The organism is Sporobacter termitidis DSM 10068, from assembly GCF_900130065.1.
Lineage (GTDB): Bacteria > Bacillota > Clostridia > Oscillospirales > Oscillospiraceae > Sporobacter > Sporobacter termitidis.
In genome coordinates, this window is the sequence record NZ_FQXV01000003.1 from 126294 (window position 1) to 142188 (window position 15895).

General features: G+C 56.9%; 17 protein-coding genes. 8 read left to right on the top strand and 9 right to left on the bottom strand.

The genetic code is table 11. The annotated features are described in order from the left end of the window. Window positions 1-505: 505 nt before the first annotated feature. Window positions 506-2029: a glutamine-hydrolyzing GMP synthase gene (guaA, locus tag BUB60_RS05880; RefSeq protein ID WP_073076734.1), complete on the bottom strand. Its 1524-nt coding sequence runs from the start codon at window positions 2027-2029 to the stop codon at window positions 506-508. A 286-nt stretch (window positions 2030-2315) separates the two neighbouring features. On the opposite strand from guaA, the gene rpmG reads away from it, so the two are divergent. From rpmG to BUB60_RS05910, 6 genes are all read left to right on the top strand, one after another. Continuing rightward, window positions 2316-2465, top strand: a complete 150-nt coding sequence (gene rpmG, locus BUB60_RS05885; RefSeq protein ID WP_073076735.1) for a 50S ribosomal protein L33 — start codon at window positions 2316-2318, stop codon at window positions 2463-2465. A 30-nt stretch (window positions 2466-2495) separates the two neighbouring features. Then, on the top strand, window positions 2496-2777 hold the full coding sequence (gene secE, locus BUB60_RS05890; protein ID WP_073076736.1) for a preprotein translocase subunit SecE: 282 nt from the start codon (window positions 2496-2498) through the stop codon (window positions 2775-2777). 5 nt (window positions 2778-2782) lie between these two features. After that, the gene (nusG, locus tag BUB60_RS05895; protein WP_073076737.1) at window positions 2783-3304 is read left to right on the top strand and encodes a transcription termination/antitermination protein NusG; all 522 of its coding nucleotides are present in this window, start codon (window positions 2783-2785) and stop codon (window positions 3302-3304) included. A gap of 146 nt (window positions 3305-3450) precedes the next feature. Then, a complete protein-coding gene (rplK, locus tag BUB60_RS05900; protein WP_073076738.1) occupies window positions 3451-3879 on the top strand; it encodes a 50S ribosomal protein L11 in 429 nt (142 codons plus the stop codon). A gap of 4 nt (window positions 3880-3883) precedes the next feature. Then, a complete protein-coding gene (gene rplA / locus BUB60_RS05905) occupies window positions 3884-4576 on the top strand; it encodes a 50S ribosomal protein L1 (RefSeq protein WP_073076739.1) in 693 nt (230 codons plus the stop codon). Between the two features lie 246 nt (window positions 4577-4822). Beyond that, complete coding sequence (locus BUB60_RS05910; protein ID WP_073076740.1) at window positions 4823-5674, top strand: undecaprenyl-diphosphate phosphatase; 852 nt, start codon at window positions 4823-4825, stop codon at window positions 5672-5674. Between the two features lie 545 nt (window positions 5675-6219). On the opposite strand, the gene BUB60_RS05915 is transcribed toward BUB60_RS05910, so the two are convergent. From BUB60_RS05915 to BUB60_RS05940, 6 genes are all read right to left on the bottom strand, one after another. Further along, window positions 6220-6771 (bottom strand): TIGR01440 family protein, encoded by a 552-nt coding sequence (locus BUB60_RS05915; RefSeq protein WP_073076741.1) that lies wholly within the window; start codon window positions 6769-6771, stop codon window positions 6220-6222. A gap of 99 nt (window positions 6772-6870) precedes the next feature. Then, the gene (locus BUB60_RS05920) at window positions 6871-7263 is read right to left on the bottom strand and encodes a bacteriohemerythrin (protein ID WP_073076742.1); all 393 of its coding nucleotides are present in this window, start codon (window positions 7261-7263) and stop codon (window positions 6871-6873) included. 79 nt (window positions 7264-7342) lie between these two features. Further along, window positions 7343-7732: a bacteriohemerythrin gene (locus tag BUB60_RS05925; RefSeq protein ID WP_073076743.1), complete on the bottom strand. Its 390-nt coding sequence runs from the start codon at window positions 7730-7732 to the stop codon at window positions 7343-7345. A 99-nt stretch (window positions 7733-7831) separates the two neighbouring features. Further along, window positions 7832-8278, bottom strand: coding sequence for a dUTP diphosphatase (gene dut / locus BUB60_RS05930; RefSeq protein ID WP_073076744.1), 447 nt, complete (start codon window positions 8276-8278; stop codon window positions 7832-7834). A gap of 26 nt (window positions 8279-8304) precedes the next feature. Continuing rightward, a complete protein-coding gene (locus tag BUB60_RS05935; protein WP_073076745.1) occupies window positions 8305-9537 on the bottom strand; it encodes an S-layer homology domain-containing protein in 1233 nt (410 codons plus the stop codon). Window positions 9538-9759: 222 nt separating this feature from the next. Further along, entirely contained in the window at window positions 9760-10167 is a 408-nt protein-coding gene (locus BUB60_RS05940; RefSeq protein ID WP_073076746.1) for a hypothetical protein, read from the bottom strand. Between the two features lie 327 nt (window positions 10168-10494). Here BUB60_RS05940 and BUB60_RS05945 point away from each other — a divergent pair, with 327 nt between their 5' ends. Both BUB60_RS05945 and argS read left to right on the top strand, forming a co-directional pair. Continuing rightward, on the top strand, window positions 10495-10908 hold the full coding sequence (locus BUB60_RS05945) for a YwiB family protein (RefSeq protein WP_073076747.1): 414 nt from the start codon (window positions 10495-10497) through the stop codon (window positions 10906-10908). A 13-nt stretch (window positions 10909-10921) separates the two neighbouring features. Next, window positions 10922-12619: an arginine--tRNA ligase gene (argS, locus tag BUB60_RS05950; protein ID WP_073076748.1), complete on the top strand. Its 1698-nt coding sequence runs from the start codon at window positions 10922-10924 to the stop codon at window positions 12617-12619. Between the two features lie 65 nt (window positions 12620-12684). Here the strand turns inward: argS and BUB60_RS05955 are convergent, their stop codons facing one another. Both BUB60_RS05955 and BUB60_RS05960 read right to left on the bottom strand, forming a co-directional pair. Further along, entirely contained in the window at window positions 12685-14436 is a 1752-nt protein-coding gene (locus BUB60_RS05955; protein ID WP_073076749.1) for an S-layer homology domain-containing protein, read from the bottom strand. Between the two features lie 242 nt (window positions 14437-14678). Then, window positions 14679-15854 carry a M24 family metallopeptidase gene (locus tag BUB60_RS05960; protein WP_073076750.1) on the bottom strand — a complete coding sequence of 392 codons (1176 nt, stop codon included), beginning with the start codon at window positions 15852-15854 and terminating at the stop codon, window positions 14679-14681. Window positions 15855-15895: the final 41 nt, after the last annotated feature.

A 15895-nucleotide genomic window follows, 5' to 3' on the forward strand; every position in this document is an offset into this window, starting at 1 on the left:
GATTTGTTGGCTTTTTTGCTTTACAAATCTAACGTATTGACAATATAACTATATCATATTTATGCAAAAGATCCATTATATGTTATTACATTTATTACCTATTTCATTAAGCTGTTTCGTAGAATATTCTTGACTTTGAAGAAAATATGTTGCATTTCTTCTGCTCACTTGTCAGTAATATTTTATTAGGATATCTCAGATACATTTAATGCATTTTTCTACCAAATACATAAAGCCGCGAGGCTTATTCTGGTTTGAGATTTAAAAAGCACAGGTTTAATTTCACTTCCGATCTTATTAGGGTAGCTAGTTAGCTTACAAGTTGCTTGGAGTCAGAAGGAATAGCCGGAATTGCTAAAGCATCCAACAAAAAAAGAGCTAACTGACACCCAAAATCAGTTAGCTCTTTCATATGAATAATGCAATCAGTGTTGCTAAGACGTTGCCACGAAGAAATCATAGGATCATTAAATCGAATCATTTCAATGCCTGAGGTTTCAGCAAATTATTCCCACTCTATTGTCGCCGGCGGCTTGCCGGTGATGTCGTATACCACGCGGGAGATGCCCTTGACTTCGTTTACAATCCGGGTGGCGGTGCGGTTCAACATGCTGTGGGAGATGGGGACGACCTGGCAGGTCATGAAGTCTGTTGTTTTGACGGCGCGAAGGGCCACCGTCCAGCCGTGGGTGCGGAAGTCGCCCATGACGCCCACGGAGCGGGTGTCGGTCAGTACGGCGAAGTACTGGTCGGCCTTAACCCGGGAGCGCTTCATCTCCTGGCGGAAGATGGCGTCCGCCTCCCGGAGGAGGTCCAGCTTGTCCTTGGTGATCTCCCCGATAACGCGGACGGCGAGGCCGGGACCGGGGAACGGCTGACGCTCAACGAGCGCTTTTGGCAGACCAAGCTGGCGCCCCAGGGCGCGGACCTCGTCCTTAAAGAGGCCGCGGAGCGGCTCGACGAGATCGGTAAACTGCATGTCCTTGGGCAGTCCGCCCACGTTGTGATGGCTCTTGATGACGGCGGAGTTGACGCCGGACTCGATGACGTCGGGGTAGATCGTGCCCTGTGCCAGGAAACGGATTTTCCCGAGCTTCTTGGCCTCGTCCTCAAAAACGCGGACGAATTCGCTGCCGATGATCTTCCGCTTTTTCTCCGGGTCGTCGACGCCCTTTAATAGCTTTAAGAACCGCTCCTCGGCGTTGACGCGGATAAAATGCAGGTCGCGGCCGGAGAAGGCGGCTTCCACCTCGTCGCCCTCGTCTTTGCGCATCAGGCCGTGATCGACGAAAATGCAATGGAGCTGGCCGGGGATGGCCTTAGCCAGGAGCGCCGCGCAGACGGAGGAGTCCACGCCGCCTGACAGGCCCAGAATGACGTGTTCGCCGCCCACCTGCTCTCGGATCTCATTGATCATGCGCGTCTCGTAATCATGGATATCATAGTCGCTCTTCGCCCCACAGACCTCATAGAGGAAATTGCGGATGACCTGCGTGCCGTTGGGCGTGTTTTCTACCTCGGGGTGGAACTGCGTACCGTAGATGCGCCGTTCAACGTCGGCAATGGCGGCGTGGGGGCAGTTGGACGTGGACGCGATGGAGGCAAACCCCGCAGGGAGCGCGCTCACCTGGTCGGTGTGGCTCATCAGGCCGATCTGGCTCTTGTCGAGGCCCCTGAAAATGGGAGAGGACGGGTCCACCGTCACTTTAGTCCGGCCGTACTCGCTCACATTGCAGGGCCTCACCTCCCCGCCCAGGGAGTAGACGACGAGCTGCAGGCCGTAGCAGATGCCCAGGACCGGGATACCCAGCTTGAACAGCGCGGGGTCGCATCTTGGGGCATCGTCGCAGTAGACGCTGTCGGGCCCCCCGGTGAGGATGATGCCGATGGGGTCCATCGCTTTGATCTCCTCAAGCGGCGTGTTGCCCGGCTTGATGACGGAGGCGACGGCACACTCCCTGACCCGGCGCGCAATAAGCTCCTTATATTGCCCGCCGAAATCGAGGACGACAACAAGCTGATTCTCCATAATATCCTCCCTGCCCTCTCAAAACATGTCTAAAATAATCTTTGTATGTTAACACTAAGGCATATCTGTGTCAATAGTCAATACTTTATTCGCTGTTGCCCATAGTCAATATTGAATTATCTATATATTATTGAAAACAGTTGACCTTTTCAGCTATCTTGTGATATACTCGGGTTACCTGTCGGCAGATGGGTTTATTTTGTGTGCATAAAAATGCGGTCTGAATGCCGGTAGGCCGCAGCATCTGTCAATTCAAAACAGGGAGGCAACAAATGGAGGTGCCGAAATGCGCGTTAAAGTCGTTTTGAGATGCAACGAATGCAAGCAGAGAAACTACAACACGATGAAAAACAAGAAAAACACCCCTGACAAGCTGGAACTCAACAAATATTGTCGCTTCTGCCGCAAACACACTGTCCACAGCGAGACGAAATAACGATCATCACATGGAAAGGACGTGTTTTTAATGTCAGAAGAAGAAAAGCTGGACCAGCCGAACGTCAAAATTCCTGACAGCAAGAAGGACAAAGATAAAAAGGAAAAGAAGAAGCGCAAGAATCCCATCGGGAAATGGTTCCGCGAGATGAAAAGCGAGCTGAAAAAGGTCGTCTGGCCGACGCGGAAGCAGATCATTAACAATACGGTCATCGTCCTTGTCATTGTCGTCATTTCCAGCGTCGTGCTCTGGTGCGTCGACCAGGCGGGATCGTATATCGTCAACACGCTCATCAAGCTCGGAGGGCATTAAGAATTATGTCCGAGGAAGCAAAATGGTACGTCGTTCACACATATTCCGGCTATGAAAACGCCGTCGCGGCTACCATTGTAAAGGCCGCTGAAAACCGCAAAATGCAGGACCTGATCCTGGAAGTCAAGATCCCGCTGGAGACCGTCACCGAGGTCCACGACTCCCAGACAAAAACCGTTGAACGGAAGATTTTCCCCGGCTATGTCCTCATTAAAATGATCATGACCGACGAGAGCTGGCACCTTGTCCGCAACGTGCGCGGCGTGACCGGTTTTGTCGGCTCGGCCAACAAGGCCGTTCCTTTGACGGAAGAAGAGATACTGTCTCTCGGCATTGAGAAACACGAAGTCATCGTGGGTTACGAGGTCGGCGGCACCGTCAAGGTCACCGACGGCCCGCTGGTGGGCTTTCTCGGCACGGTTGAGGAAATCGAAACCGAAAAGTCGAGGGTCCGCGTCATCGTGTCCATGTTCGGGCGCGAAACACCTGTCGATCTGGATTTCGATCAGGTTGAGGCGGTTAAATAAGCCCCGTTATCACATCGCAAAATCACGTCAAACCGTTTTTTGCCGGCGGCGTGCCGGCAAGTGGGAGGAGCAGCAAACGCTCCGCCAAGATGTCTGCAGCATCAGGCTGAGGCATCACCACATTTTATATAGGAGGTGCTCACACAGTGGCACTAAAAGTAACAGGATTTGTAAAACTCCAAATTCCTGCCGGTAAAGCGACACCCGCTCCCCCGGTAGGTCCGGCGCTCGGCCAGCACGGCATCAACATCGGTCTCTTCACGAAAGAGTTCAACGAGCGCACGAAGAACGACATCGGCATGACGATCCCCGTCGTTATCACCGTTTATTCCGACAGAAGCTTCACCTTCGTCACAAAGACGCCCCCCGTATCCGACCTTCTGAAAAAGGCCTGTGGCATCGAAAAGGGCTCCGGCGTTCCCCAGCGCGACAAGGTTGCGAAGATTTCAAAAGATGAAGTCCGCAAGATCGCCGAGATGAAAATGCCCGACCTGAACGCCGGCAGTCTGGACGCCGCCGTCAGCATGGTCGCTGGCACGGCCCGCAGCATGGGCATCGTCGTATTGGAGGGCTGAGAATATGTTCAGAGGTAAGAATTATAAAGAGAGCGCAAAGCTCGTTGACAGAGCACAGCTCTATGACGCCGTCGACGCGTTCGGCGTTGTCATCAACGCCTCAAAGGCCAAATTTGACGAGACGGTCGAGCTTCACATCAAGCTCGGCGTCGATTCCCGCCACGCCGACCAGCAGGTCCGCGGCGCCATCGTCCTGCCGCACGGCACGGGCAAAACGCGCAAGGTCCTCGTCTTCTGCAAAGAGGAGCGACAGAAGGAAGCTCTTGACGCCGGCGCCGATTATGTCGGTGCGCAGGACATGGTCGACAAGATTCAGAAGGAAAACTTCTTTGATTACGACGTCGTCGTCGCGACGCCCGACATGATGGGCGTTGTCGGCCGACTCGGTAAGATCCTCGGCCCTAAAGGCCTCATGCCGACGCCGAAGGCCGGCACGGTCACGCCGAACCTGGCCCAGGCTATCCAGGAGATCAAGGCCGGTAAGATCGAATACCGCCTCGACAAGACGAACATCATCCATTGCCCCATCGGCAAGGTTTCCTTCGGCGTAGACAAGCTTGTCGACAACTACACCACACTGATTTCCGCCATCATCCGCGCGAAACCGTCCGCCGCCAAAGGCCAGTACATCAAAAGCTGTGTCACAGCTTCCACGATGGGCCCCGGCGTCAAAATCAATGCGATGAAGCAGCTGTAAAAAATCACAAAAGACGTCCCGATCCGTTCTGCCGGTTCGGGACGTTTTTTTATAATTTCGACGCGTTATGCTGTATACAGCCCGGCCGAAAAGTGGTAACATAGGGGCGCACATTATCAGATCATGAACGGTCCGCCCTGAATTACATCCGGGCTGCTCAATTTTATCGCCGTCACTATTGACATCCTACCTTTTGCGCGTATTATTGTACTAAGCTCTTAATACAATAATAACAGGAGAGACGATATGCTTTTAACATCCAGCATACTTGAAATCATCAAATCCATCATCTTGGGCATTGTTGAGGGCGTCACGGAGTGGCTCCCCATCAGCAGCACCGGCCATATGCTCCTGGTGAACGAGTTTTTAAAGCTCGGCGAGAGCCAGGAATTTATCGACATGTTCCTCGTCGTGATCCAGCTCGGCGCGATCCTGGCCGTCGTCGTCCTGTTCTGGAATAAGATCATCCCCTTTGGGGCGAACAAAAAGCTCGAAGAAAAGCGGCAGTCCTGGTCGCTGTGGGGAAAGATCATCGTCGCCTGCATACCGGCCATGATCGTCGGTCTTTTACTCAACGATCAGATCGAGGCGCTGTTTTACCATAGCTCCGTCACCTCCGTGATCACCATCGCCGCAACGCTGATATTCTACGGCGTATTGTTCATCGTCATCGAAAACCGCAACAAGGACCAGGTCGCCAAGATCAGGACCCTGCCACAGGTTACATATAAAACAGCGCTGTTTGTCGGCCTGTTCCAGCTTTTGTCGCTCATCCCCGGCACGTCCCGCTCCGGCGCCACCATCATCGGCGCCATCCTGATCGGCACCTCCCGCGTGGCCGCCGCCGAGTTCACCTTCGTCCTCTCGATCCCCGTCATGTTCGGCGCCAGCCTTTTAAAGCTCTACAAATTCGGTTTCGACTTCACCGGCCTGGAGGTCGCCGTGCTCCTCGTTGGCGTGATCGTCGCCTTCATCGTCTCGCTCATCTCCATCCGTTTCCTGATGAACTACGTCAAAAAGCATGACTTCAAGGTCTTCGGCTGGTATCGCATCGTGCTGGGCATCATCGTGCTGGTGTACTTTTTGATCTTTGCGTAACGATTAATATCACAATACATGCCAGGGCGGGGTATACACCCCGCCTTTCCTGTTGACGCGGCGTGGGACGAGAACCGACAGTGTGCCAAGGTCGTCGCGCCGGCGCAGACGCCGCAATTTTGCCGAACACCGTAGGGCGGGACGACTCGGCCCGCCGTCGGTCCAGGCCGCCGAGGGCGGCATCCCTTGCGCGGTAAATAAGCCTTTCCGGGATTATCTGCCGCGCCGACAGGAAGGGCGCGTCTGGGAAGCCAGGCCCTACGCAACCAAGGGGATAGCCGCACAGCATGCAGGCATGGCCCAACACATCAGCTGCGCCCAACGGCGGGCGGGCGATTAATAATCGCCCCTACGCACAAGCCGGAGAGTATAACTGCCGGACGGCCATTGCCGTCCGGCAGAGTATAAACGCAGCCACATCAGTGGAATTATGGGCGCAGCCCGGCGGGGTATGAGGCGCAGCCCCAGCGGGGTATGGGGCGCAGCCCCATCAAGCGGGGGCATGGGGCACCGCCCCATACCTTACAAGGGCGGGTGGGCGGGCATTACAATAATCTTTCGTCGTACACCGCACGTATCCCGCCGATAAATTTCGGCCTCGTGCGGGCGGCGTTCACCGGCGCCTCGCCGACGTGCGTTATTTTGAGGCGGAGCGGCACGGCCACTTTTTTCAGGTGCATGCCGATGAGCGTGTTGCCGATATCGAGCCCGGCGTCGGCCCTGATTTCCTCCACCGCCACGGGGTCTGTAAAGCCATGATACGCGGCGGTGGCAAAGGAGCCGCCGGCCTTCGGCTGAGGGACGACGTTGACGGTATCCCGGTTCCCGGCGGCCGCCCGCTCGATGATGATCGCCCTGTTCAGGTGCTCACAGCACTGGGCAGCCAGGTAAATCCCCTGCGCGTCGAGCACCTCGCGGATGCCCTCAAAGACAGCCTGTCCGATTTCCGGGCTTGAATGACTGCCGACCCGATGCCCCCCGATTTCGCTGGACGAGCAGCCCACGACGACGATCTGCTCTCTTGTCAGCCTCGCTTCCGCGCAAAGCTCCCGGGCCAGCTCGGCCGCCTGCCTCTTTATATCCTCCGGTATTGACATCTGTCCCTCTCCCTTCTCAAGGCATAAGCGTACTTTTTCATAAATTATAGCTGAGGCCGCCGGTTTTGTCGACAGCCTCAGCTTCATTTTATGCAGTATTTACGGTTTATAGTATTTGGCATAATCGGCGTCCACCGATTTGATATGCTCGATCAGCCAGTTGGAGATCATCTGGTTGAGGCTGATCACCAGGGCGACGTTGACGCCCTTTTCCGTGGCTTCCTTTTTCATCTTTGCAATCTTGGCCACAAACTCCGCGTGCTTGGCCTTATGCTGCTGGTACTGCGGATATTTGATCTGCAGCTGGAGCTGCTCCTCGTCGGCGAAATGCCTGATTGTGTAAGACTCGAGGAAGCTCAGGACATTCATTACCTCATCCGCGCCTTTTCCTCTCGAGCCGGCCTCAAAAAGCTTGTCGATCTGGTCACAGAGCTCTCTGTGCTGCTTGTCGATCTGCGGAATACCGAGTGCAAAGCTGTCTCGCCAAGTCAATTTATGTGCCCCCTTTCTGATCTCTGTCGGGTGACTGTCTTAAAAGCTGATTCCGGGCATTAAGCGGCTGTTTTTGTTATTAATGCACGTAGTTCTTCAGGTCGCTGTCGGTGTTCTTGATATGCTCGATCAGCCAGTCTGAAATGGCTTGGTTGATCTTGATGACCATGGCAATATTGACGCCGCCCTCGGTGGCTTCCTTCTTCAGCTTTGCCACCTGATTGATGAAATCCGTGTGCTTGGCCTTATGCTGCTGATATTTCGGATATTTGATCTTCAGCTGGAACGCCTCTTCATCAGCGAAATGCTTTACCGTGTACTTTTCAAGAAAATTCAGCACCTTCGTCACTTCGTCGGCGCCTTTCCCGCGCGTGCAGGCGTCAAAAAGGTTATCGACCTGGTCGCACAGTTCTCTGTGCTGCTTGTCGATCTCCGGGATGCCTATTGAAAAACTATCCTTCCAAGTCATATGTTACCCTCCAGTGTAAACGTACTCATTTCTTTTATCGATATAAAATGAGAAAATTACACCCCCGAAGGATAAATTATTAAACTTTATCATTATGGGCTACACGCGTCCCGTGGAGCCAAAACCGCCGCTGCCGCGTGCCGTCTCGCTCAAAAGCGCCGATTCCTCGAAAACACATGCGGCGACGGGCGTGACCACAAGCTGCGCCACCCGCTCCCCCGGGACGATCGTCTGCGCCTCCCGGGAGTGGTTGAACAGTGCCACGATCACTTCTCCCCTATAGTCGCTGTCAATGACGCCGATCTTGTTGGCCGGCGCCAGCCCACGCTTGGACGCCAGTCCGCTGCGGGCGCAGACGAGGCCCGCGTGTCCTTCCGGGAGCTCCAGCATGAGGCCCGTAGGAACCATGACGGTCTCGCCCGGCGCGACCGTCACCGGCCCGTCGATACAGGCGCAGAGGTCCGCACCGGCCGAAAAGGGCGAGCCGTAGGCCGGGACGACGGCGTCCGGCCTGAGCTTTTTCAGCCTGACAATCTTTTTCTCCATATCCATATCCCCACGCTTTTTATTTTTTACGGCATAAATTCCGTGATAAATCTCTGGAGGAGCACGGCGGCCTGGGCCCGCGTCGCCTGTCCCTGCGGGTCAAGGCGTCCCGGAGCGCCCGTAACGAGCCCGTTGGCCACCGCCCACGTCATCGCCGGCACGGCATACGCTGTGACGGCGCCGCCGTCGGCAAAAGCCGACAAATCCTTGCCGTCCACATCCGTATCATAACCAAGCAGGCCGGCAAAACGGTACAGCAAGACGGCGAGCTGTTCCCTTGAAATCACCTGATACTGGCCGAAGGTCCCGTCGCCGTTGCCGGCGGCAAGCCCATTTCCCAGCGCCCACTTTATGTAACCGGCCGACCAGCCGTCGCTGACAACGTCGGCAAAGCCTGTTTGCGCCGCCTGATCCACGTCGGCGCCCTCCATCCGGCCCAGCACCGTGATGAACATGGCCTTATCCACCGGCGCGCCGGGCGCAAAGCTGGCCTCCGTCACACCCTTCATCATCTGTTTATCCGAGACGAACGTCACCGCGTCATAGAACCAGTTACCCTGGGTCACGTCGTCATAGCACTTGACCGAATACCCCGGGGCGAAACGCAGCACCGTGGGCAGGCCGCTCTCGTCATACCGCTCGATGGACACCGTGTGCGGGATGCCGGCTCCGGTGGAGTCGATGATGATCTCGCCGCTCGCGTCTGTCTGATATTCCATGCTGTCCCAGACGACCGTCGCTCCGGCAACGGGGACTTGCGGCAATGCCGAGCCCTCGGTATTCCCCTGTGTTAAGTCCCGGCTTGTGAATTTGACGACGCCGTCGGAAAGCATCCGTCTAAGGTCGATCTCCGGATACTGGATGCGCGACGGGTCGCCGTAATAGACGACGATCTCATCGCCGGCCTTTACCATTGTAGTGTCCAGCCCCTCGGACACGCTTTCCCCGTTGAGCAGGATCATCCATGCATCGCTGCCTCGACTGTTCTCCTTCAGGTCGGCGACCGCGGTGACGCGCGCGTTCCCGCCGGCGGACACCGTCATCACCGGTACGCCGGCGAGGTCGTTATAGCTGTCGAGCACGCCGCGCAGCGTCGCTGATGCGGTATCCTTCACGGCCAGCGTGCTGTTATAGTACAGCGTCTTGTCCATGCCCTCCACCCGAAGGCTGACGACAGGGCCCGCCGCCGCCGCGGCAGGCGCCGCGAATAATCCAAGCAGCAGTACAAAAACGGCAAAAAGCGATATCTTTCGCTTCATATTATACCTCCGATCCGGGCACATTCATAGAGCGCACCGGCTTATTATTGAGGTAATTATATCGTGTTGACACCATTTTGTAAACATTTGTTTACTGTTTGTAATTTTTACCTAAAAAACCATTCTCCCACTCGTCGGCGCACCATTGGGAAATATCGAAAGACCGTAAAAAAGCGGATGACTTCCGTCATCCGCTTCAGGGCATAATGATCATTCGGCGCTTTATCTTTCGAGGACGATATTGTCCATGCCGTTTTGTTCGAACTCCTCGATATATTCGTCGATACGGCTCGTCAATTCGTTAAAGTTCTCCGGGCCGATCGGTTCAAAGTCCATATCCCTTCTGGCAAGCTCCTCGGCCAAAATCTCAAAGAAAACCGTATCCTCATAGTCGGCAATCGCCTCATGGATGCCGCCGTTTTCAAAAGCGACGGAAGGGACGACCTGCCCGTCTCTCTTCTCGAACAGTGTGTCCATCCCGGCTTTTGCGCATTTCGAGAAAAGCAGACTCTCCACATGATCGTAATCTTCGAAGCGGTCGGTGCCTCGTGTGGAATTCAGTATCCAGTTTCCGATATAAACCATATCCAGAAGACGCCTAAATTCCTTTTCTGTCAGTTCAATATTCATTTTGGCCCTCCCAGCATCTATAATTGTCTTTGTCTCTACAGTATAGCAAATTCCATTCAAAAATTCCACTCATATTATTATATTTGACTTGCCCTATTATTGTATATCTTCGCTGAAAACAGCGATGCTATACGCCATGCGGCACAGCCGCCCCGGCCGTGCGTTATGCCGTACGGCGCGGAATTCACGGCAGTTTAAACTGTAATATAATACTTGCTTTTGCAGGTATTATGGCATATCATAGTAAGGACTCTTTTTGAATGACCATAGTGCCCACAATCATTTGTTTATATACATGTTCTAGTTTTTTGAATGGATATCGAATTTATGAAAAAAGCCCTGATTTCTATCAAAGGTTTCCAAGCAGCGCAGTATTCCGACGAAGAGAGCTTTGAGCTTGTCACCGACGGCGAATATTCCCTGGACGACGGCGTGGCGAAATTCAGTTATATGGAAAGCGAGCTGACCGGCTATGCCGGTATGAAAACCTCCTTTGTCGTGGAGCCGGGCCGCGTCGTCCTGATCAGGGCCGGCGGCCTGAACGGAGAAATGATCTTCAGCGAAGGGCGAAAGCATCATTTCGTCTATGAGACGGCGTACGGCTCGCTCATGATGGGCATAGATACGCAAAGCGTCACACACCAGATGGATGAAAACGGCGGCGATCTTGAAATTCATTACGTCATCGATGTTGACAACGTCGCCATGAGCCGCAATTCATTTAAGATCAACGTAAAGTAGAGGTAGAGTACCATTGGCAAACCTGATCGATGCAGCAAAGTCGCAAATCGACGAGCTGATGAGCGACGCATATAACAAGGCCGTCCAGGCGGGCAGTCTTCCCGCCGGCCATGTTCTGAGCGGCGCCGTGGAGATCCCGCGCGACACACAAAACGGCGATTACGCGGCGACGCATGCCCTTGCCGCCGCCCGGAACATGAAGATGGCCCCCCGCAAGATCGCCGAGGCGATCACGGCGCAGCTTGACCTGTCCGGCAGCTATTTCGGCCGCTTTAACATGGCCGGGCCCGGCTTTATTAACTTCACCCTGTCGGACAAGTGGTATAAAGACGTGCTCCGCGCGGTCGAGACGGAGGGCGAAGCCTACGGCGCGTGCGATGTCGGCGGCGGCGCGCGGGTCATGGTCGAATTCGTTTCGGCCAACCCCACCGGCCCGATGACCATCGGCAACGCCCGGGGCGGCGTTTTGGGCGACACGCTGGCCGCGGTGCTGGAGAAAGCCGGTTATCAGGTCTGGCGCGAGTTTTATGTCAATGACGCGGGCAATCAGGTGGAGCTCTTTGGGAAATCCATCGAGGCCCGGTACATGCAGCTCTGCCTCGGCGAGGATAACTATGAATTCCCCGAAAATGGCTACCACGGAGATGATATCCGCGCGCTGGCCCAGCTCATCCGGGAGCGCGACGGGGACAAATACGTGACGGCCGGCGCGGACGAGCGCGTCAGGGCTTTCGTCTCCTTTGGCCTGCCGTATAATATCGCCCTGATGAAAAAACACCTGGAACGCTATCGCATCAATTTTGACCAGTGGTTTCTGGAGAGCACGCTGCACGAGAGCGGCTACGTTGCCGAAACGGTAAATCTCCTCTCCGACCAGGGCTACACCTATGAAAAGGACGGCGCCGTCTGGCTCAAAAACATGGAGCTCGGCGCCGATAAGGACGAGGTCCTCCGCCGTGCCAACGGGTTTTATACCTATTACGCCGTCGATATCGCCTATCACCGCAATAAATTTGTGGAGCGCGGCTTCGACCGGGTCATCGACATCTGGGGCGCCGACCACCACGGCCACGCCATCCGTTTCAAATCCACGATGACGTCCCCGGCCCTGGGCATCGACCCCAGCCGCCTCGACTTTGTCATCATGCAGATGGTGCGCCTCGTCCGGGACGGCGAGACGGTCAAGGTCTCGAAGCGGACCGGAAAGGCGCTGACGCTGAACGATCTGCTGGACGAGATTTCCGTCGACGCCTGCCGCTTTTTCTTCAACGCCAAGCCGGACACACACCTGGAGTTCGATCTGGGCCTGGCCGTCCGCCAGGACAGCGAAAACCCGGTTTATTACGTCCAGTACGCCCACGCGCGCATCTGCAGCCTTTTATCGGCCCTCGGTGCGGAGGGCCACGACGTCTCCGCCATCGCCGGCGTCGATGCGTCCCTGCTGGCGCATGAGACAGAGCGCGACGTTATTAAGCAGCTCTCCCTCCTGCCGGAGGAAATCAAGCTGGCCGCGCGGGACTACGACCCGTCACGCATCAACAGATACGTCATCGAGCTGGCCGCCCGTTTCCACAGGTTCTATAACGCCTGCCGCATCAAGGGCGAGGAGGAAAATCTTCTGGCCGCGCGGCTGAAGCTGGCCGACGCCGTCCGCGTCGTCATCCGGAACTGCCTCGGCATCCTCGGCGTGACCGCGCCGGAAAAGATGTAAAAAGCGTTAACTAAGGCTCGAAAGCACCTGCTGCCGCATTTGGAAGCAGGTGCTTTTTCTGTCTGCTATAGCCTCTTTCTGTCGGCGGGGGTGGCGATGCGCCCGACGATCGTCGCGGCCTCCGAGCGGGTGAGCAGTCCTTCCGGGCGGAATCTGCCTGCCCCGTCGCTCACGGCAAAAACACCGGCTCTGTAAAGGAGATAGACAGAACCGCCGTATCCGGCGTTTTTCTCCACGTCGGACAGTGCCGGGGCGTCATTGAGCGCCGGGAGCTCCTCCCTCGGCACACAGCCGGAGAAAATGTAAGCCGTCTCCGCTCTGGTGGCAAAGGCGCTGAAGTCATCGAATTCCCCGCTTTTGATGATGCCGTTCCGGACGGCGTAGCGCACGTAGGGCGCGTACCATGGCGTCTCCTCCGGGAAGCTCCCGCTGCCGCCGTGATAAATGTTATGAAGGACCGCCGCCATTTTGACGGCCTCCGACCGTTTCAGATAGTCCGCCTGACCGGCCGGTTTGAGGGCCTCACCCTTCGACGGTGCCGCTTCTTCTTCCTCTTCCTCCGGGGGGCGTTTTCCGGGCGCCGCAGGACCGAAGAGATAGAGCGAATACGGCAGCTCCGTGATTTTCTTGAGGTTTGCCATATTGCCCTCAGGCATAATGTCCCGTGCGGCGGCGCCGGTCAGCAGGGCGGCCATGAGGCGCCCGGCCCCGTCGTCCGTGTCAAAAATCCGGGCGTCGGTGAACGCCGGTTCCGTTGCCGCCGCGCCCGGCACGGCCGCGGGCGGCATAGTGCGCGGCGGGAAATCCGGCAGGCGCGCCGCGGAGGCCACCGGCTGGCCGAGAAACGCCGCCCGAATGTCCGCCTCCCTGCCCTGGACGGACATGGTGATGGTGGCCGTGCCTTTTCCCGGGGCGCTCTCCTCCACCATATTATTGCCGGGGATGCTGTTCTCAGGCCCGGTTTCATTTGAAATATTCCGTCCGGCAACCGGTACGCCGGCCGCGCTTTTCCGCTCGGCCGGCGCGATGATGATGCCGCCTTCGCCGAGCATATTGATCAGTGTCTCCTGGAGCTCGGGCTCCAGCGAGAAGATCGCCTCATAATCCGACGGCGTGAGAAACACCGGCGTTCTCTGCGGCGCCTCGGTCCGGGCCGGTACGGGTGCTTGCCCGGCCTGCCGGAGCACCTCGCCCGCACCCGCTTTGGCGCCTGGCGCGTCCTCCGGCGCCGCCGCCCATGGCAGCTCCGGCTCGGGGGACGCCGCCCGCGTAAATATCTCTTCCTGCCCGACGAGCTGCTCCAGGAGGTTTCTGACGCTGCCGCTGATCAGCGCGCTCGTTTTATTCGGCGCGCCCGGCGCGTTCGGTTCGGCCGGCTGGGTGTCGGGATTGCGGTATATCTGCCGCGGCGCGGCCTTTCCCAGCATCTCGTAATTTTTCGCCCGTGCCAGCTCAAGGGCCATCCCAGAGGCGGCTGGGACCTCCTCTCCGCCCCCAAGGCTGAGCTCGTAGGCGTTGCCGGCCGCGCCCGGCGCCGGCTCTTCTGCCGGCGGCATTCCGCCGGTGGGCGCGCCCGCCCGGCCGCCGGCCGGACTGCCGACGTCCGCTTCGTCGCCGCCGTCGGAGCCCTTGATATCGAGATCCAGTGTAAACGGGTTATTAAGCATTTCCGCCATCGCGCCGTCCGACATAAAGCTGTTGTCCGGCAGCGGTATGATTTCGACCGGCGGGCCGTTGATGCCGCCTTTTCCGGCAACCAGCATCGTCTCCGGCAGTATCGGTGTCACCGATGTGAGGCCTGATGGGATCGCGTCCATGCGGCACCTCCTTTGCGCGTTCAAGCGTTCCTGTTTTGTTTTGTAATGATTATCGGCAGATTTCGCCTTTTCTTGAGCACGGCGGCGGTTAAAAAATACGCGAAAACAGGGCCGGGCGCTCAGATTCGCAATAAACGGGCGCAAAAAAGCCCCCGCAGCATGAACAGCCGCAGAGGCATTCCTCAGCAATACCCGTGATTTTATATTTTGAACACACATTCAATTTTAATTCGGTGCCGATATTACGCACCTGCCGCCCGGCGGACGAAGCCGCCTTTCAACGATTTCAGCGGGCGCCTGTCCTTCAGCGTCAGCGCCGCGAGCGTGGCCGGGTACGTGGTCAAAGGCTCATAGCCGTCCTCCGTCACAAGGACGGTGTCCGAATGTCGGAAGCCGCCGGTGTCGCGCAGGTAAAGGGCGGGCTCGATGCTGATGACCATGTTTTTCTCCAGCACATCCTTGGAGCCGGCGCTCAGCCAGGGCGCCTCATGGCTCCCCACCCCAAACCCGTGGCCGGTACGGTGCAGTATGTACTCCGACAGCCCCTGGGACTCAAAGTAGTCCCGCGTGGCCTGGTCGATCTCCGCGCATGGCGTGCCGGGCTTTATCATGGAAAACGCGATTTCCCGCGCCGTTTCCATGTGATGGAACAGCTCCGCGTCGCTGCCGGAGGGCGGCCCGAGAAACACCGTGCGCGCGCACTCCGCGGCGTAGCCGGCAAGGCGCAGCGTACACACCAGGGACAGCGGCCCCCGCCGGAGCCTGTCGCCGTAATCGGGGACGCTGCAGGGCTGGGCGCTCTGCGGCGCCGGCCGGCCGACGGTTATAAATTCGTTGTCCAGCGGGTCGTAATCGCCTGCTTTGACGATCTCCTTTTGCAGCTGCCGGGAAAGCGCCAGCAGCTCGACGGCCGAGACGCCGTTATACATATTCTTGACGAGCAGTGCCATACCCTTATCGGCGTAACGGGCAACCTGCCGGATACTTTCTATTTCGTCATCCGTTTTGATCAGCCGGAGCTCGCTCACAAGACTGTAGGTGACGATGTCCCGCGCCCACAGCTTTGAGGATATCTCCGCCGGGATGGACGGCTCGACCCCCAGCTTCGAGATACCTCCGACCAGCGCGTTGATCTTATCGTACCAGTTGCCGCCCGGGGCGGCCGGATAGTCGAAATAGGACTGCACCACCCGTATGCCCTGGGCCTTTTTCATACGCGCGCGCTCCAGCTCCGGTACCACCAGATCGGGCGGGCTGTCCGGATAGATGACGACGAAGAAGGGGCGCTCGGCCGTATCGTACGTCGCGCCGGTCAGATAATAGATGCTGTCCTGCGCGGTGACCAGGTATGCATCCAGCTCCTCTTCCCTGATTTTCCGCTGCAAATTGTTCAGCCGCATGACATAATTGTGGACCATGGCCATTCTCCTCTGGGATGCTTTTACAGTTATCATAGCCT

Coding starts and splice junctions, on each gene's coding strand:
- guaA (WP_073076734.1), bottom strand. CDS start 2,029: ATGGAGAATCAGCTTGTTGTCGTCCTCGATTTCGGCGGGCAATATAAG.
- rpmG (WP_073076735.1), top strand. CDS start 2,316: ATGCGCGTTAAAGTCGTTTTGAGATGCAACGAATGCAAGCAGAGAAAC.
- secE (WP_073076736.1), top strand. CDS start 2,496: ATGTCAGAAGAAGAAAAGCTGGACCAGCCGAACGTCAAAATTCCTGAC.
- nusG (WP_073076737.1), top strand. CDS start 2,783: ATGTCCGAGGAAGCAAAATGGTACGTCGTTCACACATATTCCGGCTAT.
- rplA (WP_073076739.1), top strand. CDS start 3,884: ATGTTCAGAGGTAAGAATTATAAAGAGAGCGCAAAGCTCGTTGACAGA.
- BUB60_RS05910 (WP_073076740.1), top strand. CDS start 4,823: ATGCTTTTAACATCCAGCATACTTGAAATCATCAAATCCATCATCTTG.
- BUB60_RS05915 (WP_073076741.1), bottom strand. CDS start 6,771: ATGTCAATACCGGAGGATATAAAGAGGCAGGCGGCCGAGCTGGCCCGG.
- BUB60_RS05925 (WP_073076743.1), bottom strand. CDS start 7,732: ATGACTTGGAAGGATAGTTTTTCAATAGGCATCCCGGAGATCGACAAG.
- dut (WP_073076744.1), bottom strand. CDS start 8,278: ATGGAGAAAAAGATTGTCAGGCTGAAAAAGCTCAGGCCGGACGCCGTC.
- BUB60_RS05935 (WP_073076745.1), bottom strand. CDS start 9,537: ATGAAGCGAAAGATATCGCTTTTTGCCGTTTTTGTACTGCTGCTTGGA.
- BUB60_RS05940 (WP_073076746.1), bottom strand. CDS start 10,167: ATGAATATTGAACTGACAGAAAAGGAATTTAGGCGTCTTCTGGATATG.
- BUB60_RS05945 (WP_073076747.1), top strand. CDS start 10,495: ATGAAAAAAGCCCTGATTTCTATCAAAGGTTTCCAAGCAGCGCAGTAT.
- BUB60_RS05955 (WP_073076749.1), bottom strand. CDS start 14,436: ATGGACGCGATCCCATCAGGCCTCACATCGGTGACACCGATACTGCCG.
- BUB60_RS05960 (WP_073076750.1), bottom strand. CDS start 15,854: ATGGTCCACAATTATGTCATGCGGCTGAACAATTTGCAGCGGAAAATC.